Here is an 18,951-nt window from a genome sequence, read left to right as displayed (position 1 = left end):
TCATCTGCTTTTTTAAATGAATTTGTCCAACTATTTTCATAATTATCTCTTATTGCTAGATAACCATCTTTAGACATTTGAAGGCTGAAGCATGTATGAATAATCATGTCATATAACATTATTTGTTTAGCGATTTAATTTTAAAATTTAAAAGAAAGCTAAAATTTGTTGAAGGGAAGCCATTAACTAATTATAAGTTATAAATTTGAATAGTTGCTACAGTGATATAATCCCATATGGTATAATTTTCTATAAAAATATTGGAAAGGGTTTAAGCGATGGGACAATTTCAAAGTAATTTTCAAACGGCAGAACAAATCGCAACGCAAATGAGGAATGCTTCTGATATTATCCAAAGTGCGATAAATCGTTCTATAACGAAGGCGAATCGTACTACGCTAACTGTTAATTCCAAAGCACAAGAAGCAAATCAGCAAGCTTTAGATTTAACGAAACAATTTTGTGCCGCCTTTCAACAGGCAGTCGATAATATTCATTCGGTAGCTAACGAATTTGAGAGAATGGATAACGAACTTCAAAATACTTTTCGCTAATGTGACCACCTTCGTAAAGGTAAAACGATAGGAGGAAAAAGATGAGTCAAGATATTGAAAACCAAATCAAACAATTAAATCAAAAGTTACGAAGTGTATTTGAAGAACAGGACCGAAATCAATCCGCGATTCAAACTCAAGAGCAAGCAGAAGAGGACTTTTATGAATGGAAAAATCGGAATCGTCGTTTGTTTAACCGAATTTTAGAAAATTGGCATGGAGATAGAGAATTATCTCATTTTTTTACAAATATCTGTCAAGAAGCACAACACATTGAGCGGAAACTTACATTTGAATTCGAAAACAAAAAAGAAGTGTTACTTAAAGAAAGACGAGATCTTAGTGATTTAGAAAATGATATTTCCTATCAGCAACAACAATTAGCAAGGGGGGGCAATGCATGAGTTTAAATATGTATTTGGGAGAAGTACAGAACCAGACTCAAAGCATGAATGCTGTATGTATGGCTACCATTCAAGGGATGGAACAAGCCATTCAGTCGATTGACGCTTTTGCAGGTGATACTGTTTTACAAGGTCAAACTTACGAAAGTGCAAGAACATTCTTTGTCCAAACCTTTCGCCCCTTGGCTCAAGGAATTATTTTTTTATGTGAAGAGTTAATTCGTCAGAATAATGCTTTTCCCAATGATTTCGAATCACAGGTAGCTTCAACTGATGTTATTGAACAAGAGTTGCTAGAACAAATTCGAGAAATTGACCGAATGAAAGCAAGTATGGAAGCCATCAGTCAAGCTATGCCACTCCCTGGTATGGAAGCTATGGCGAATCTTTTTACTGTCATGAGGCAAAAACTGCAAAAAAAGCTAGATCATCTACATGAATTTAATCAAATATCTAGTAATAACTATAGTACAGCAATTCAATTAGCTGCTAGCATTGCTACAGGCCTTGCAGAAGTACAGAGTGGAAAAGGATTTAGTTCTGCAAGCGGCACATTTAGTACGAGAGAATTAAACATGGAATGGCTAACACCTATTCAAGAAATTATGTATGAACAAGCTATTCAAGATCAAATCAAAGAAATGGATTTAATAGAAAAACAAGTGGCTTTAAAGGCTCAGGAAGATAATAGATCATGGTATGAAAAAACAGCTATTGGTGCTTGGGAGTATTTGAATGGTGTTATCGAATTTTTTCAAGGTGCTGGCAGTGCAGCAGCGGAAAACTTTATTGGACTTAAAACGCCTGATAATGATAAATTAGAAAGCAAGATAACTTATCAAGCTGGAAGGCTTACTGGAAATGCTTTATCGATGGTAGGATCTGTTATAGAAATTTTTGAAGGTATTTCACTTATAGGTGGCTCTAATTTCTTAACCATCGTGGCGGAAATAGGAACCGGTGGATTGGCATCACCAATTGTTCTTCCATTAAATGGAGTTGCTACAGTAGCTGGTGTTGGTGTGGTTGGACATGGTGGATTTGTTTTACATAAATCAATTCAAAATGCTAAGGATACTCTTCAAAAATTCCAGTCTTCTTCAAATGGATCTGCTAGTACTATAAAAAAATCGTCACCTAAAAAAGTTAAAAGTTTAAGAGAACAATATTTAGGAAAGACACCTGGAAAGAAATCAAGAACGGGCCGTGAAGTAATAGAAAAAATGAAAAATGAAAATCCACCAAGAATTAGGACAACACGTGCCGGTAAAATGCAATTTAAGGCAAGTGATGGAGTGTGGTATGATCTTAATAAATCAGATATGGCTCATCTAACCGATGCTGTCTCGTGGTGGAATCGTATTGGTAGGCATTATGGAGCAAAGTCTAAGGAAGTTAGAAAATGGATGCTAGATTCTGTTAATTATGAATTGGATCATTTTAGTTTAAATAGATCAGCAGGCGCTAAATTAGGTGAGAGATATTTGCCACCAACTAAAAAATAATTGGAGGTAAAGGGAATTGGAACTAGAACTAGATGACAAAATATACAATCAAATTGTACAACTATGTGAAGAGGGAGATATTCTATTTGAAGTAGAACAATTTGATCAAGCACTGGAGAAATATTTAGTGGCTTTAGATATGGTGCCAGCACCAAAGACGAATTGGGAAGCAAGTACTTGGTTATATACAGTAATAGGCGACACTTATCTTATTAAAGATGACTATGAAATGGCTAAAAGTAATTTTTATAATGCTTTAAACTGTCCAGACGGTATTTCGAATCCATTGATTTTATTGAGACTTGGAGAGAGCTTGTTCGAATGTGGAGAACTTGAAAAAGCTAAGGAATATTTATTAAAAGCATACATGCTAGAAGGTTACAAGATATTTTTTGAAGAAGATGATAAATATTTTGACTTGATTAAAGACATTATTTAAGGAGGAGCAATATGGCTATATTACAATCACCTTTAAAAGAGAAATTCGAAAGTCTCGTTAATCAGAGTAATGATGAATTTGATAAAGGTAATCATAATGAGTCTATTACATTATTAGAAGAGGCTTGGAGTGTATTGCCTAATCCGAAAGGTATTTATAATGAAAGTTATGATTTAGTGAATGATATTATTGATACTTGTTTTATTGTAAAGGATTTTAAGACAGCAAAAAAATGGTCAGATAAAATGTTTTTAACCGGATTTATGCGTATTGATACAGGGGAAAAAGAATTTATTTCAGGAAAAGTTGCGTATGAATTGGGTGATTTAGAAATCGCAAAAGAGTTTTTCAACTTTGCTAACAAAAAATCAGAAGGAAGATGTTTTGAAGATGAGGATGTTAAGTATCTTAAATTCTTCAAAAGTTAAGAGTGTAGGCTAGGTGGTAGATAGCTAAATATTTTCTGTATGACGAAGATGAAGAATAATTGAAATATAGGCGTGAACCTCGGTTCACGTCTTTTTTGCGTTTTTTTTCAGTTTCTCCGTTACAAAATCGACTTAGGGTCGGATTTATACATTGGAAAAAGAATTCAATAACAATCGGAGGTAGTTACTATTGAAAAATCAATATCGTTAACTGTAAGTGACAGCGCTTCGTTGATACGCAAGAATGTGTCTATAAGAGATTCATAATAACGTAATCTTGAAAATCGCTATAGCCTCGTTTATTTTGAGTATCAAGTAAACGTCGTAATTCATCAACTGTAAGTACTGCAATTTCCTCTTGTGGTTCGTTTACGTTTTTTATTTGCTTCATAGGATTACGCTCAATCAATTTAGGAGCGAGAGGGTCGCCTGGCGGAAGTAAGGGTCACCCGGAAGAGTCACTCGAACTACATACGTAGGGTCTTGCGGTATATGCGGGTCTCCAGGCCGAAACACCCTTACGCTAAACAATTGCCGAGGTGGAATCGTAAATGTTACCGGACCAACAAACGGGGCTACTTCTTCGGGCTCGCAATAGATGCAACCATCGTCGCCGTTGCGCGTAGTAGCGTCTGACCCGTTACCGTTATTGTCAGCGTTAATTAGTTCACCAAAAAGATATCCATATGAAGGGTATATGTCGCCATCGCAAGTATCTTGGTAATTTTGTACCGCTATAGTTACGGTTTGTGGTTCGTCGGTTTGATTAAGCGCGGACAATTGGATGAAATAGGTGTCTGCATTACGGAATAAAGGGCCGGATGTGAACGTATGATAGCGTGAATGGCAGTTACATTCGCAGTTGCATTTCTGGTGGTGGTTATGTTTCGTTCGATAGCAATTTTTAGACCGATCGTAAAAGTAGTTTGACATATTATTACGTACCTCCTTTTAGTACATGCTATGCGGAGGGGGGAGGATTGGGTCATGCGGCAGTGGATTTAAGAGGAAAGATCAATAGAGGTGAATAAGAAAACCGCCTATTACGGGCGGTCGCATTTTTAAATAGCTCGATTTCTTTTTATTTTTGCCTTTATGTATTTTATATCTTTAATAGTCTTATGAATCATCATAGGTATTAGAATGATCATTATAATACAATAGAATACATTCCAAGCGGTACCAATATATGTATCGTTTAGTCCTTTTATATTTAGCCAGTAATCCACTACCATCCCACCGAATAAAAGTGATAAACATAACGTGCTGGCATCTTTTTCTTTATTCCCAAGAAACATAATGAAAAACATGAAAAAGAGAGCAATAGGTGTATTGATATCATCAAAAATCATCATAGCACTCGCCACCTTTTATTGATACTAATTACATTCTATTATACGCAGGAGATTCCCAGTATTCTGTAACGACTTTAGGTATATTTTTATAATCAAAGTGATCGAATGTAATTTTATTAAAGTCATCACGAGTTATTTTTATTTTCATAAACGGATCACTAGATTTATTGTCATCTGTATCAGTCAGTTCATTCACTTTAATTAATATATTAGAATATAATTATAACAAATGAAAGGATATTATGGGAGTGTGAATTGTTTTTTTATGGACAAATTTGTAAGGGATAATGCGAGATAACAAAATTTTATACTTCGAATAGCTTGAATTTAGACCTCCTATCTGTCCACATGGTTCCCGACGTCAGAAAAATTCCATCAAAAAGCTGGCCTTATTCAGCATTCTCCTTATCTTCTATTATAGTCACGAATAATTCCCTAATATCGTTTTTTTAAAATAACCCGAGACTTTAGCTAGTGTTTCAATATTGACTCTTTTAATATTTTCTTTGCACATTTCATTTACTGTAGAAGGATTTATTACCTTTAGTAATTCAACCAGATTGTTTTGAGTGGATCGTATTCTCTGTTAATACATTTTGTAATTTAAATTTTATTTTTCTCAATAACTTTGGTGACCAAATTACTGCATAAAAATAACGCTCTATTCGTTGATAGAACGCCATTTCATTGTATCCGTATGACCCCAGAGAGGATCAAATTCATGCCCTTCACCCATATGAAGGTTTAGTTTATTACTTTTCTTCCTGCATTATAAAATTCCAAAAACGTTTTAATTCTTCACGCTTTTGGGATGGAGCAAGCTTTATATCATTTAACCATTGATCTAGTTCTGTATCATTTCTTTTCCCCTCGTCATAAAAATCTCTCCCTAGAAGAAAATCAGTAGATACTTTAAAGTAATCTGCTATTCGTATCAAGGTATTGTAATCAGGTTGACGTTCGTTACGTTCATACATACCAATTGTACTCTCACTTAGTTGAAGCGATTGAGCAAGTTCTTTTTGCGTAATTCCTTTTTGTTTTCTTAAATCACGAATTATATTTCCAAACGTTTTCATTCTATCACCTGATAATATATTAACACAATGTGTGTTAATATATTAAAATTTTTAAAAATTGATAATTAATATCTATTGACAACACATTTCGTGCGGTTTATATTTTAAATAACAACACGAAATGTGGTTTTAGGGGGAGAATGTATGAATTATGAAAGAGTAGCTGAAAATTTAATTAATCTAAGAAATGGAAGATCTAGAGAAGAGGTGGCAAAAGCAGTGGGAATCAGTATTAGTACATTGCAGATGTATGAAAATGGCCAGAGAATCCCACGAGATAATATAAAAATAAAATTAGCGAAATTCTATGGTGTTACAGTCCAAACAATTTTTTTTGATTCCGAACAACACGAAGTGTGTTGAACAATATTAGATTTTTAAGATTATGTAGTTATTTTGTAGAAATGTAAGTTTAGAAAGTGTTTTAGGCAATTTTACATAAGAACATAATATTTTTATCATTATATATAAATTATAGGAGTGTATTTGCATGAACATGAAAACATTTGAAATGCGTGAAAAAAGATTAGCAGAACTATTAGGTGCAAAAGTACTATGGGAATTTATTAGTGCTGTAACAGAAGAAATTGAAAAGCAAGAACTAGAATCTACACCAGGATTATTAGAAGATCTATTCATACATGTAAAAGAAACTATCCAAATTCAAAATATGAATCAACGCAGAACAAAAGCCCCTGTACAAACAGAGGCTGATGGTATAAATAAAGATACATTATTTATGGAAGCGTATGTAGAATTAATTAATCATAAGTTTGTTATTTCTGAATTAGCTGTAGAGCTTTCATCTGTTCTAAAAGAATTAAATTGTTTTGTTCAATCATCTTTGCCACAGCTTCAAAGTAAGCTTGATTCTCCAGAAGCTCAATCTGCTTCTCTAATTAGGGAGTGACTGAAGTATTTCTTTTATATCTTTACACTCGTATATATTATTCCTTGAGCCTTCATTATATAGTAAAAGAACAATTTAAAAATATGTTGAGATTATAAAATGGTGCCCAGAAAGGATTGCTCATTTTATGCTTCTACAGTTCATACAATAAATTGATGAATTTCTAAAAGCGGAACCATATTTGGAAATTTAGGCTGATGGTGAGTGAAGTAAAGGTGCTTGGTGTTGTGAAAAATTAGGTAGTTTAAAAGGGGATTTTTTATGAAGAATGAACGAGTAGTAACTTGTAATAAAAAAGGAAGTATTGCAGTCGTTACAATTCAAAATCCACCAGTCAACACTTTAAGTTTAGAAGTAGTTCAACAATTAGTAGATGTATTAGAGAAAATAGAAATTGATAATGATATTTCAGTTGTAATTATAACTGGAAGTGGAGAAAAGGCCTTTGTAGCAGGAGGGAATATAAAAGAATTTCCAGATTGGATGGGCAAAGGTGAAAAATATGCCGAGATGAAATCATTAGAATTGCAACAACCACTTAATCAACTAGAGAATCTGTCTAAACCGACTATAGCTGCTGTTAATGGGTTAGCACTAGGTGGTGGATGCGAATTAGCACTTGCTTGTGACTTAAGGATAATAGAGGAACAGTCTTTAATTGGATTACCGGAAATTACGTTAGGTTTATTTCCTGGGGCTGGAGGAACCCAACGCTTACCTAGATTAATTGGAGAAGGGAAAGCAAAAGAGATGATGTTCACAGGGAAATCGATTACAGCTAAAGAAGCAAAAGAAATAGGCTTGGTTAACTACATTACCCCTCGAGGAGAGGCGTTAAATAAAGCAAAAGAGATTGCAAGGGAAATAAGTAAATTTTCTCTTCCAGCTCTCGCCTATATGAAGTTGGCAATTCGCGAAGGGGCAGCGGTACCTTTACAAGAAGGGCTTGAGATTGAAGCGCGTTACTTTGGAAAAGTATTTCAAACAGAGGATGTGAAGGAGGGGGTAAAGGCATTTATTGAAAAAAGAATGCCGCATTTTACAAATAAATAGAATGGGACGAAAAAAGTTATCCAGGTTTATTCTACACTATGTCAACATAGATGCTGTTTTTAAAGCTATTTGTTTTTCGCAATACCTTTCAGATCTAGTTCGTCTAATAAATAGATTTGTAGTAGCATGTCTATTTCAAAAGTGAAAATAAATAAAAAGGCGGAGGAATAGAATGGAAAATGGTACAAATGAAAAGGAAATAAATCAAACGCCTTTAGTAAGTGTATTAATTCCTACGTATAATCGTCCACACTATTTTGAAAAAGCTTTATGTAGTGTATTAGAACAAACGTATCCTAATATAGAAATTATAATAGGGGATGATAGTACAAACGACGAAACAGAGAAAGTGTTACAAAAGTACTTGTATGATTATTCAAATATTATTTATATAAAAAATAAGTCAACTCTTGGACAATTTGAGAACTCACGTATGTTATTTCATAAAGCGAAAGGTCAGTATATAAACTTCTTAATGGATGATGATTTATTTCATGTAAATAAAATTGAAAAAATGATGAAATACTTTTTAAATGACCTAGATAATGAAATTAAGCTTGTAACATCCCATCGCCAAGTAATGGATGCAGAAGGAAACCTATTGCCAGATGTTTATTCAACGATGCGTTTATTTTATACAGATACGATTATAGATGGGTCACAATTAGGAAAAATGGTGATTATGAATCAAAAGAATTATATAGGAGAACCGACAACGGTTTTATTTCGTAAAAGTGATTTAACAGAACCGTATGGTGTATTTGATAAAAGGCGGTATCTTTGCAACGTAGATGTAGCTTCATGGTTATCCTTACTGAGTAAAGGGAAAGCAGTATATATAGCGGAGACACTCAGTTACTTTCGATTACATTCAAATCAGCAGTTAAATGAATCTAATAAAATGATGGATGGTTTAGAGGATTTTTCTCATAGTATTATTATAGCTGGAGAAAAATATGGTTTCTTATCCTCCGAAGAGGAGTTAGACAGAGCTATTACAAATTTTCTAGACTATGCAAGAAGAATTGTTCCATCATCCATATTATATTCATTGGACTACTATCAACAAATCAAGCTAAAGAAAATAAATATTGAAAAGAAAAAACAGCGTATGAATATCAACTCGCACCTCCCAAAAGTCAGTATACTAATTCCTGCCTACAATAGACCTCATTATTTAGAATTAGCCCTCAAAAGTGCTTTGAATCAAACCTATGAAAATATTGAAATTATAATTTCTGACGATAGTACAAATGATGAAGTAAAAACAATGATCCAGCCATACTTAAAAGAACATGAATGTATAACATATGTTAAAAATGAAAATCCATTGGTGGCTGAAAATTTTAATCAATGTATAGAGCTTGCTACTGGTGAATATATAAATTTTTTATTAGATGATGATTTATTTCATCTTGAAAAGATTGAGAGAATGATGAAATACTTTTTTGAATTAGAAAACATTGCATTTGTGACGTCGTACCGTGAACTGATTGATGAGAATGGAGAGGTATTACCCCCCTCAACATTGAATATGAAAATTGCCATAGAAACTACAATTTTTGAAGGGGAAACACTAGGGAATTATATGTTGAAAAACTTGAAAAACGTAGTTGGAGAACCGACAACGGTTTTGTTTAATCGCAATTTTTTTGGAGGGAAATTTGGTTATTTTAAGGGGAAAGCGTATTCTTCTATTAATGACATTGCAACTTGGTTAGATATGATGAGGAAAGGAAAAGTAGTTTATATAGAGGAACCTCTTAGCTACTTTAGACAACATAGTGGACAAAATCAAAAACAAATGTACTTTATATTAATGACAATTGAAGAATGGATTGAATTAATTACAGATGCACATAATAGTGGATTTTTAAATACTGAACAAGATTATAAAGAGAGCTTATCTTATTGTTTGGAGAATGCGGGATTTATACTTAAGGATGCAGTAAGAAGTGGAGAACTAGATCAAATTTATAATGAAAAAATAAAAAGCGGGTTAATTAAACTAGTTACTCATATATTTGAGAAAAATATTTGTTATTGCCAATATTGCAATCAAGAATTTAAAAGTTTTTCTCCTTGGCCAGCACATTATGATTTTCTAAAATATGAATTTGAGATGTGGAATAAAGATACAGGTATCTGTCCAGTTTGCTATTCGATGGATCGTGACAGGTTGTATCGTGCGTACATTGAAACAGAAACGGATTTGTTAAGTAGGAATTATACTATGCTTCATATTGCACCTGAAGTGAAGGTAAGAGGATGGCTTAACCAGTTTAAAAACATTACTTATATATGTGGGGATTTAGAACCAAAGGATTCTTTAATGGAGGAAATTGATATTACGAGAATTGCATACGAAAATAATACCTTTGATGTTATTTTATGTAGTCATGTATTAGAACACGTGCCTGACGATGAAAAAGCAATGCGAGAATTATATAGGGTACTAAAGCCAAATGGGTGGGGAATTATTCAAGTGCCAATCGTAATGAATGTAGATTTTATTATAGAGGATAAATCTATTGTAACGCCATTATTGAGAAAAATAGCCTTTGGTCAAGAAGATCATGTTAGGATTTATAATCGATCGGGATTTATTCAACGATTAACAGATGCGGGCTTTAAGGTGGAATTGTATAACATAGCTCAGAAACAAGGAATAGAAATTGCTAGGAAATTCGGATTATCTGAAACGGATATGCTCTATATTGTCCGAAAATGATAGAAAGGAATAGATGCATATGGAGAATATTCCTTTTTTACGTGCGTCAATTGTACCTGCAAAAGAGTACCTAGATGAATTAGAGCGAATTGATATATCCCACATATACACAAATTATGGGCCTATAAATCAACGTTTTGAAGAAACAATTATGTCGGAATTTTTTCAGAACAGGGGAGCAGTTACAACAGTAGCAAACGCAACGCTAGGGTTAATGGCGGCAATTCAATTTAAGAAAAGAAAAAAAGGAAAGTATGCTCTTATGCCTAGTTTTACATTCCCTGCTACTCCATTGGCAGCTATTTGGTGTGGCTTGGAGCCTTATTTTATTGATATTTCATTAGATGATTGGTGTATGGATAAAACGGTACTTTTGGATAAGATTGATGAATTAAAAGAAGAGGTTGCAGTTGTTGTTCCATATGCAACATTCGGATCATGGATGGACTTGAAAGACTATGAAGAATTAGAGAAAAAGGGCGTTCCGGTTGTTGTAGATGCGGCACCAGGGTTTGGATTAATGCATGAGGGTATACATTACGGTCAGAATTTTAATGGTATGATTGTATATAGCTTTCATGCAACAAAGCCTTTCGGAATTGGTGAAGGTGGTATGATATATAGCCATAATGAGGAAGAGATAAATCAAATTAAAAGAATAGGGAATTTTGGATTTGATCATAATCGTGAATGTACGATGATGGGGTTTAACTGTAAAATGACTGAATATGCAGCAGCTATTGGGATTACAACGATAAATAAATGGAATCAAAAAATGCAAGAACGAACTCGTATCTCTGAATGGTATAAACAGTTATTACAAAGTACGGGATTAATAAAAAAAGGCTGGCAAGTTCAAAAGACAAAAGCAGTTATTCATCAATTTATGCCTATTCTCTGTTCAGAAAAAATTAACAATATGCAGATAATAGAAGAGTTGAAAAAGCAAAAGATAGAAGCTAGATCATATTTTTCACCATCTTGTCATCAACAAGATTTTTTTAAAAAATATAAGTCTACAGATTTAACAAATACAAATAAAATAGAAAAACGAATAATTAGTCTACCTTTATGGGAAGGAATGACAAAAGAAATCGTAGAGAAAATTATACTGTGTTTAATACAGAAGGTGGTGTCCACAGATGAATAGTTTTTATAGTCAAGAAGAGTTGAGCGGAATTGGCTTTCTATCTGTCGGGGAAAATGTATTAATAAGTAAAAAAACCAGCATATATAATCCAGGTACTATATCTGTTGGAAATAATGTAAGAATCGATGACTTTTGCATTTTAAGTGGCAAAATTACAATTGGAAGTTATTCGCATATAGCGGCATATACAGCGTTATTTGGAGGAGAAATGGGGATTGAAATGCATGATTTTGCAAATATTTCATCAAAAACAATTGTATATGCAGCAATTGATGATTTTAGCGGAAATACATTAATGGGACCGACTGTTCCACAACAATATAAAAATGTGAAAGCTGGAAAAGTTATTTTAAAAAAGCATGCCATTGTTGGTGCGCATTCTATTATCTTTCCAAATGTAGTAATAGGAGAAGGAGCGGCAGTTGGTGCGATGAGTATGGTAAAAGAAAGTTTAGATGATTGGTATATGTATGTTGGGGTGCCTGTAAGAAAAATAAAAGCTCGTAAAAGAAAGATAGTAGAATTAGAAAATGAATTTTTAAAAAACATCAATTCATGAGTCTTTAAAAGATTTCGCTGCAAATTATCTCAAAGAAATAAACAAAGACATGTGTGTATGAGTGGATATTATGCGATTACTAGTAGGTGGCAAAAAGTTATAGAACTTTGCGGATAAAATTGTGATTTAAACCATAAATTTGCCGTTTCGGTAAGGTTATGGTTCTTTTTGTTTGTGGAAGAAAACTTATTATAGAGAGCACTACATGTTCATCACCACTAAGAAAGCCTTAAAATAGACATGAATTCTAAAAAAATGATACTACATAATAGTTACAAAATACCTTTGGATCGCTCCTGCTTTATATAAAAATAGCAACATACAATTGTTTATAATCTCCATTGCAAAGCAATAGGATAAGCTATAGAATTTAAAAGTATTTAAATGCCGGATATTGTTTAAATCATTTTAACTAATATTTAAGAGGAGAATACAATGAATAAAATAAAAAAGTTACTTAAACGTAAAACGACTTGGATAATTTTTATTCTTTTCGTACTTGTTTATGTAAATAACAGTTCTTTTTTTGCAAAGAGGGACGAGGGAAAACCTCTTCTTCTTGCTCATCGAGGACTTTCGCAAACATTTAGCATGGAGGGAATTGAGGGGGATACGTGTACAGCAGAACGTATACATGAACCTGAACATTCTTATTTAGAAAATACAATTCCATCTATGGAAGCGGCATTTAAAGCTGGAGCTGACCTAGTAGAGTTTGATGTTCAACCAACTAAAGATAATAATTTTGTCATTTTTCATGATTGGACTCTGGATTGCCGTACTAATGGTAAAGGTGTTACAAGAGATTTTACAACAAAAGAATTACAAGCACTTGATATTGGTTACGGGTATACAGCTGACGGAGGAAAAACATTCCCGTTTCGTGGAAAAGGGATTAATCTTATGCCAACACTTGATGAAGTGCTTAACCATTTTCCAGATCGTTCTTTTCTTATTCATATTAAAAGTGATGATGAAAATGAAGGAATCCAATTGGCTACTTACCTCAAGAAACTACCAGCGAAACGCCTTGCTCAACTAACAGTATATGGTGGTGATAAGCCGATTGCTGCGATAAGAGAGCACATTCCTATTTTACGAACGATGTCAAAAGCAACCATGAAAAAGGATCTTCTTACTTATATGGCGTTAGGGTGGACTGGTTACATACCTTCAAGCATGAAGCATGGAGAGTTACATATACCAGATAAAGTAGCTCCTTTGCTTTGGGGGTGGCCTAATCGTTTTCTTAATCGAATGGAAAAAGCAGATACTCGAATTATCGTTGTAGGAGGAAATGGGCTTGGATTTTCAAGTGGATTTGACTCATCTGAAGATATAAAACGCCTTCCAGATGATTATACAGGTGGAATTTGGACAAATCGCATTGATAAAATAGCACCTCTATTTAGAAAATAAGGGATGACATTAAAAGCGGATTTTTTTCATGTATTTGGCCATTTATATTCTAAAACAAGATCTATTGAAAGTATTGAAGTTTGATCTACTGAAAAAACCTCTGATTTCATATATATTATGGAAATCAGAGGTTTTTTAATGAATGTAACTTATTTAATTTATATCATTATTTATGGAAGCATATGTAGAGTTAATCAATCATAAGTTTGTTATTTCTGAATTAGCTGTAGAGCTTTCATCTGTTCTAAAAGAATTAAATTGTTTTGTTCAATCATCTTTGCCACAGCTTCAAAGTGAGCTTGATTCTCAAGAACCTCAATCTGCTTCTCTTTAGGGAGTGATTGAAGTATTTCTTTTATTTCTTTACACTCGTATATGTTATTCTTCGAGTCTTCGATTAATTTATTACGACGATTGGTGTATTCAAGTGCACCTAAAGTCGCTAATGCGCGAGGATCTAATCCTAGAATTTCCATGTATTCCTCTCCTTTCCTCTACAATAATTCGATAGGGGGAAGGAGATTCCTTTAATGAATTGCTAGAGTTGTTATATAGTATATAACATGCTATTTATTAGTGAGAATGTTATTTAGCAGGAATACAATAGAATTAGACTTAAAAGAGCTTCTTAAAAGGATGAGAAGAAAAGGGAACCCAGTAAGTCTCACTCTTTTTCTTTAAATACTCTACATATGGAATGGTTATTTACTTGTATAATGAATTTTAAATTGGGTTTCTTGAGGAAGATTAGGTAGACATAAGGAATAGGGTATGATTTGATGGATAAACAAAATTAAAGAGAGTTGTAATGGAAGAATTATAGAAAATATTCAGGAGTTATTAGGTAATATGCTTCAAAGTGTTCAAGAGATGGAAACCGTATATAAATCATTACTTAAAAAGTAAAAACTTAGTCTTTGAATACAGAGAAAGGACTAAGTTATTTGTATTGATGAAATATTGAGTGTATAAGGTTAAATTAAGTAGGGTACTGAAACCTGAGTATCCCTTAAATGTTAATAAGCATTAAATTTTATATTGCAATACTCCCTGGCGATGCTCCAACCGTTACTACTGTATTTACTGTATAATCAACGGAATTAAGGATCGTAACTGTGTTTTGTTCTGGCTGGGCAATATAGATGAATTCCCCATTAGGTGTAAAGGCAGCGTCTGCTGGTCCATTGATAGAAATTGTTCCTGTAGATAGTCTTTGTGCTGTATCAATAATATTGATTTCATTGTTTGTTTTGTCTCCTAACAATGCTACAGGTTGATTAGGTGAGAGAGAAAGAAACGAGTTGTAATAGGCCCCAGTAAGAATATCTCCAATCTTTTGGAAAGTAGACAAGTCAATCACTGTAAGAGTGGTCCCAGACGCTACCATTTCTTCTGTAACATAGGCGAATCCATCAAATAAACTGATCTCAATAATGTTTGGATAATCGTTTGAAGTAGGACGTTCTTCTACGATATCTCCTGTATTTAAATCAACTTTTATAATACTCCAAGCGTTAGCATTTACGATGTAAGCGTATTGTCCATTTGGATCAATGGCTATACTTGAAAACCCACTTACTCCGATTGAGATCGTATTAGAGATCGTTTGAGTTAGAATGTTAATTGTAGTAATATCCGTTGATTCAGTTGAAATATTTAGTATATATGCAAACTGATCGTCTGGAGAAAATGCAATATCAATCGGTTTATTTATTGAGAGAGTAGAGGTAATGGCAAGGGTTTCATTTGTAATTATAGAAACACGGTTATCATAAAAGTGCGAAACTAACGTATACGTTTTATTGGGGTTAACAGCAACCTTAATTGGCTGATAAGGGAGGTTAATTATTTGCTGAACAGTCTGTGTTGCTGTATTAATTACTGAAAGAGTATTATCATCTTGATTTGCTGTAAAAGCATAAATAGAAGGATTTGGTGGCACTGGTAAAAGGGAAAGGGTGCCACTTAAGATAAATGTATTATCATCTTGTGGCGTGATTGTTAAACTTTTAAGTTTAAAGCCCCTAAAATCAAAGCAGCAATTAGAATCCGTTGTATAATAAACAATCTGATTGATGGAGAATTTGTGCCATTTAGAAAAAGCTGCAGCTCCTTGTCCATATTGATTTTGAACAGGGGAAATACTAACAAGCATAGAAAGTACGCCATATATGCGAACACTGTGTACAGGATAGGAACCATCTGGTAAATCAGTTTGAAGTAGACAAGGGTTTGGTGTTTGTAGCGTACATGGTTCAAATGCGCATTTTAAGCGGTTTGTATTCCAGGTGACGGCACCAGTATAATTGGTATCATTAATTATATATCCTTCAGGTGCTGTAATTGAAACCTCAAAATCTACATATTGATTGCACGTACCTTGGCAAGATAACATGGATTTCACTTCCTTCATTAAAAATTATGTGTTATTTCTTTTGGTATATAAAGTTGAGTACATACCGTATTAAAAAAATATTTTTAGAGCTGATGCCTTTTTATGAAATAAATTTGTTTAAAAGGAATCTACTTGTTGATACTACATACAAATAGGTAGCAATGCTCTATATTATGTTTTCTATTTCTTAATGCTTGTACAAATTGTGGTTATTTTAATCGTTAGAAAGTCTGATTCAATAAAATAATGGTAAAACCTATTGAAGTAAATAGAAGGCTAATCTAGATATGTTAGGTCTAATGATAGGACATACGATAAAGTACTATTAAATTCGAGGAAGTTAAAGTATGAAAGGTGACACTTATGTTAACTTGAATATCTATTACTAATATACTCTATATAAAAAAGCAGCTGCACAAAAGTACAGCTAGTTTTCTTCACAAATTTATATAGCTTTAATGACAAATTGAGATTGAGGTATATATAGTAATTGAGCTGTTAAGGAAGTTGTTGTATTAGCAAATGGGTATGCTTCCTTATAAAGAAAATTACTATACACTATTTCATTCATTTCATAGGTCGTACACAGTTTTTTTAGGATTTTTTGAGAAATTTTATTGGTACAAGCAGCAATAAAATCAAAATCTCTTTTACTTATTTCTTGAATGGCATGTGAAAGCAGGGTAGTGACTATACCACTTCCCATCCAATCTGGATGACAAGCGCCCATATCTAGATAGACCAATTTTTCTTTATCTAAATGAGAAAACTCAATAGATTCTGTCTCTAATGTATCTAAAAGGTGAAAAATAGGTTCCATTTGCGGGCATAGTTCAATCGCTTTCTCTGTATCTATTAGTGGCTGGGTTAATTTTTTTGTTAAAAGAACTCCAACAATTTGAAAATTTTCTATTGCTACAAATGACATAGCTTGAGATACAGCTTGTTTCATCATTTCTTCGCACATTTTGTGAAAAGGAGCAAAAGGAATTTGTAAACTGCTTACAAGAGGTTCATTATTCACAAAAGAATGTGCAAGTAAATGTGCCGCATCTTTCACGTGATGTGTATCAAGTAGCTCTATATTCATATGTTTTTCCTCTTTCCTGATATAGTGAATAGTAATTAAAAGGATTAATAATTTTATTTAATTAAGTTTAACTATTAAAGCGCTAACAAAAATGGTTATTAAACATATGAATAAATCTGTTTAGTAGCAATCGAAATATGTTCATAAAGAAATTCTACGATCTCATCTATACATTCAACAGTTGTATATGGAGAGATAGAAAAGAATTTTAATGTAGAAATCGAATTTCTATCACAACTGTTTATTACATCTACTTCACAAGAACGAGTTGTATCACCAAAAAATACTTGATCGCGATTTTTTCCTAGGTAATTAAATAGTTCTATATTTAATCGGTTTGTATCCTCAATCTCTTCTTTTGTTGCAAGGCCTATTCGTTCTTTTTCCCAATTTTCTTGGCCATCTCCATTCATATAGAAACGGAAAGTTGTAATTGGTCCATATGTAAAATCATTTGTGATTGCGACTTGAGGCAGGGCCTTGCGCAACTTCTCTCTAAATAATAGATTTACACGAATATAATTTGCTAGTAATTTTTGATATCCTTCAACACCAAAGGCTAAAAGATTGATATACATCGGAATAGCGCTACCAGCTCGTGAACATTCTAAGGTATAGCCTGTATGATAACTCCCATATGATCTATTACCAAGATAAGGTGTATCATCTTGTTCAATGTCCATCAGTTGTAAATCAGTATGATTTTTTACGATTAAAATACTTGAAGCATAAGGTGTTTGTCCTAATTTATGAAAATCAAAACATACACTGTCTGCAAGGGACATATATTGCATTTTATCTTGTACGTATTGTAAGGCATTTTTCACATTAGGTTCAAATGAGAGTGAATTTTCTTCAAAACTATAATTATTAAAGAAACTATAGAATCCGCCCATTGCAGAATCAGCATGGATATAAATAGGTTTTAATTTATATTTTTTCTGTATTGCTTCAGCGCTCTCTTTAATTTTTCTTATATCATCAATAGTAAATGTGTCTGTTGATCCCATAGTAGCTAGAATATAAAGGGGGATACCGCCATTGTTAATAACCTGTATCATTTTAGCCTCTAAGTCTTCTATATCCATAGAACTTGTATAAGGATCAGTTTTCACTTTTATTAAGTGATTTGACCCAATGCCAGTTGCTTCAGCTGACTTTAATAAACTATAATGTGCATTTTCAGAAGCAAAGCAATATACATTTTGTGGAGCACCATGTTCTTTTGCTGATGGGAATTGTTTAGAAATTGCTAAACGCAAGCTAGAAAACACGCATCCTTGTCCACCCCATGTTGTATAGCCGCCGCTATTATGTGGATTATAACCTATCAGTTTTGAAAGCATGGATACAACTTTTACTTCTGCTTCTGCTGCCCCTGGACCATATACATCCCAAACACCATTACCATTTAAAAGGGCCATGGTTAATACACCTAATATTGAAGGTATACTTGGTAGTGGTACAGCGTTAGACAAGTAATATTTATTTGGATACGGATGTCCATTCATAAATTGGTTTAGCTCTTCTATAACCTCAGACATAGTGATTCCAGCTAGTGGAATATGACTTTGGTGAATTAAGCCATTGTAGTATCCTTCTGATTTTTCCTCACATTTACCTAAAGTAGCTCGCTCTTCATTTTTTAATTGGTCAAGATTTTTAATCATTTTCTGCATAGATTCTAATAAAAGTTGTTGTTTTTCTTCATTTCCGTCAACGCTCGGAAATAGTTTTAAAATATCTTGCATGCAGTCACTTCTCCTTGTGAAAAACTGGATTTTTATTTTACTTGGTTAAACATAAGGGTATAATAATTTGTAATTGCCCTTTTGAATACTTAGAAATGAGGAGCTATTTAGAAAAAAATGTAATTCCAT

Annotated in this window: 22 protein-coding genes; 13 read left to right on the top strand and 9 right to left on the bottom strand. The window is 33.2% G+C overall.

Features of this window, described 5'->3' with window-relative positions:
* The first annotated feature begins 278 nt into the window (after nucleotides 1-278).
* From MHI26_RS30025 to MHI26_RS30005, 5 genes are read left to right on the top strand one after another with little or no spacing between them, the layout of a single operon-like run.
* Nucleotides 279-554 (top strand): TIGR04197 family type VII secretion effector, encoded by a 276-nt coding sequence (locus MHI26_RS30025; protein ID WP_061667272.1) that lies wholly within the window; start codon nucleotides 279-281, stop codon nucleotides 552-554.
* Nucleotides 555-595: 41 nt separating this feature from the next.
* Entirely contained in the window at nucleotides 596-958 is a 363-nt protein-coding gene (locus MHI26_RS30020; protein ID WP_061667273.1) for a DUF3958 family protein, read from the top strand.
* On the top strand, nucleotides 955-2,463 hold the full coding sequence (locus MHI26_RS30015) for a T7SS effector LXG polymorphic toxin (RefSeq protein WP_061667274.1): 1,509 nt from the start codon (nucleotides 955-957) through the stop codon (nucleotides 2,461-2,463). Before MHI26_RS30020 ends, MHI26_RS30015 begins: the two co-directional genes overlap by 4 nt.
* A gap of 16 nt (nucleotides 2,464-2,479) precedes the next feature.
* Nucleotides 2,480-2,902 carry a tetratricopeptide repeat protein gene (locus MHI26_RS30010; protein ID WP_061667276.1) on the top strand — a complete coding sequence of 141 codons (423 nt, stop codon included), beginning with the start codon at nucleotides 2,480-2,482 and terminating at the stop codon, nucleotides 2,900-2,902.
* An 11-nt stretch (nucleotides 2,903-2,913) separates the two neighbouring features.
* A complete protein-coding gene (locus MHI26_RS30005; protein WP_000996351.1) occupies nucleotides 2,914-3,330 on the top strand; it encodes a hypothetical protein in 417 nt (138 codons plus the stop codon).
* A gap of 250 nt (nucleotides 3,331-3,580) precedes the next feature.
* Here the strand turns inward: MHI26_RS30005 and MHI26_RS30000 are convergent, their stop codons facing one another.
* On the bottom strand, nucleotides 3,581-3,721 hold the full coding sequence (locus MHI26_RS30000; protein WP_179879755.1) for a hypothetical protein: 141 nt from the start codon (nucleotides 3,719-3,721) through the stop codon (nucleotides 3,581-3,583).
* Between the two features lie 207 nt (nucleotides 3,722-3,928).
* Between MHI26_RS30000 and MHI26_RS29995 the strand changes: the two genes are divergently transcribed.
* A complete protein-coding gene (locus MHI26_RS29995) occupies nucleotides 3,929-4,054 on the top strand; it encodes a hypothetical protein (protein ID WP_340994795.1) in 126 nt (41 codons plus the stop codon).
* Between the two features lie 337 nt (nucleotides 4,055-4,391).
* Here MHI26_RS29995 and MHI26_RS29990 read toward each other — a convergent pair whose 3' ends face one another.
* From MHI26_RS29990 to MHI26_RS29975, 4 genes are all read right to left on the bottom strand, one after another.
* Nucleotides 4,392-4,685, bottom strand: a complete 294-nt coding sequence (locus MHI26_RS29990) for a hypothetical protein (RefSeq protein ID WP_098601196.1) — start codon at nucleotides 4,683-4,685, stop codon at nucleotides 4,392-4,394.
* Nucleotides 4,686-4,713: 28 nt separating this feature from the next.
* A complete protein-coding gene (locus MHI26_RS29985; protein ID WP_340994793.1) occupies nucleotides 4,714-4,881 on the bottom strand; it encodes a hypothetical protein in 168 nt (55 codons plus the stop codon).
* A gap of 355 nt (nucleotides 4,882-5,236) precedes the next feature.
* Nucleotides 5,237-5,368 (bottom strand): hypothetical protein, encoded by a 132-nt coding sequence (locus MHI26_RS29980; protein WP_340994791.1) that lies wholly within the window; start codon nucleotides 5,366-5,368, stop codon nucleotides 5,237-5,239.
* Between the two features lie 69 nt (nucleotides 5,369-5,437).
* Entirely contained in the window at nucleotides 5,438-5,764 is a 327-nt protein-coding gene (locus tag MHI26_RS29975) for a helix-turn-helix domain-containing protein (protein ID WP_061667278.1), read from the bottom strand.
* A gap of 144 nt (nucleotides 5,765-5,908) precedes the next feature.
* Between MHI26_RS29975 and MHI26_RS29970 the strand changes: the two genes are divergently transcribed.
* The 7 genes from MHI26_RS29970 (at nucleotide 5,909) to MHI26_RS29940 (ending at nucleotide 13,586) form a co-directional block, all read left to right on the top strand.
* Nucleotides 5,909-6,127 carry a helix-turn-helix transcriptional regulator gene (locus MHI26_RS29970; RefSeq protein ID WP_061667279.1) on the top strand — a complete coding sequence of 73 codons (219 nt, stop codon included), beginning with the start codon at nucleotides 5,909-5,911 and terminating at the stop codon, nucleotides 6,125-6,127.
* A gap of 127 nt (nucleotides 6,128-6,254) precedes the next feature.
* On the top strand, nucleotides 6,255-6,674 hold the full coding sequence (locus tag MHI26_RS29965; RefSeq protein ID WP_061667280.1) for a hypothetical protein: 420 nt from the start codon (nucleotides 6,255-6,257) through the stop codon (nucleotides 6,672-6,674).
* A gap of 261 nt (nucleotides 6,675-6,935) precedes the next feature.
* Entirely contained in the window at nucleotides 6,936-7,727 is a 792-nt protein-coding gene (locus MHI26_RS29960) for an enoyl-CoA hydratase (protein WP_061667281.1), read from the top strand.
* Nucleotides 7,728-7,899: 172 nt separating this feature from the next.
* Nucleotides 7,900-10,458 (top strand): glycosyltransferase, encoded by a 2,559-nt coding sequence (locus MHI26_RS29955; RefSeq protein ID WP_061667282.1) that lies wholly within the window; start codon nucleotides 7,900-7,902, stop codon nucleotides 10,456-10,458.
* Nucleotides 10,459-10,477: 19 nt separating this feature from the next.
* Complete coding sequence (locus MHI26_RS29950; RefSeq protein WP_061667284.1) at nucleotides 10,478-11,608, top strand: aminotransferase class I/II-fold pyridoxal phosphate-dependent enzyme; 1,131 nt, start codon at nucleotides 10,478-10,480, stop codon at nucleotides 11,606-11,608.
* Nucleotides 11,601-12,167, top strand: coding sequence for an acyltransferase (locus tag MHI26_RS29945; RefSeq protein WP_061667285.1), 567 nt, complete (start codon nucleotides 11,601-11,603; stop codon nucleotides 12,165-12,167). The genes MHI26_RS29950 and MHI26_RS29945 overlap by 8 nt, the downstream gene beginning before the upstream one ends.
* A gap of 435 nt (nucleotides 12,168-12,602) precedes the next feature.
* Nucleotides 12,603-13,586: a glycerophosphodiester phosphodiesterase family protein gene (locus MHI26_RS29940; RefSeq protein WP_061667287.1), complete on the top strand. Its 984-nt coding sequence runs from the start codon at nucleotides 12,603-12,605 to the stop codon at nucleotides 13,584-13,586.
* 209 nt (nucleotides 13,587-13,795) lie between these two features.
* Here MHI26_RS29940 and MHI26_RS29935 read toward each other — a convergent pair whose 3' ends face one another.
* From MHI26_RS29935 to MHI26_RS29920, 4 genes are all read right to left on the bottom strand, one after another.
* Nucleotides 13,796-14,062, bottom strand: a complete 267-nt coding sequence (locus tag MHI26_RS29935; RefSeq protein WP_061667289.1) for a hypothetical protein — start codon at nucleotides 14,060-14,062, stop codon at nucleotides 13,796-13,798.
* A gap of 557 nt (nucleotides 14,063-14,619) precedes the next feature.
* Nucleotides 14,620-15,981, bottom strand: a complete 1,362-nt coding sequence (locus MHI26_RS29930) for a YncE family protein (RefSeq protein ID WP_061667291.1) — start codon at nucleotides 15,979-15,981, stop codon at nucleotides 14,620-14,622.
* A 445-nt stretch (nucleotides 15,982-16,426) separates the two neighbouring features.
* On the bottom strand, nucleotides 16,427-17,071 hold the full coding sequence (locus MHI26_RS29925) for a hypothetical protein (RefSeq protein ID WP_061667292.1): 645 nt from the start codon (nucleotides 17,069-17,071) through the stop codon (nucleotides 16,427-16,429).
* Nucleotides 17,072-17,169: 98 nt separating this feature from the next.
* Nucleotides 17,170-18,822 (bottom strand): pyridoxal phosphate-dependent decarboxylase family protein, encoded by a 1,653-nt coding sequence (locus MHI26_RS29920; protein WP_061667294.1) that lies wholly within the window; start codon nucleotides 18,820-18,822, stop codon nucleotides 17,170-17,172.
* Nucleotides 18,823-18,951 lie beyond the last annotated feature (129 nt).

Origin of the sequence: Bacillus sp. FSL K6-1218 (assembly GCF_038006445.1) — a bacterium.
In the GTDB taxonomy this organism is placed as follows: Bacteria; Bacillota; Bacilli; order Bacillales; family Bacillaceae_G; genus Bacillus_A; species Bacillus_A thuringiensis_S.
The sequence above is the reverse complement of the archived record's forward strand: the minus strand, read 5'-3'. Positions and strand labels throughout refer to the sequence as shown.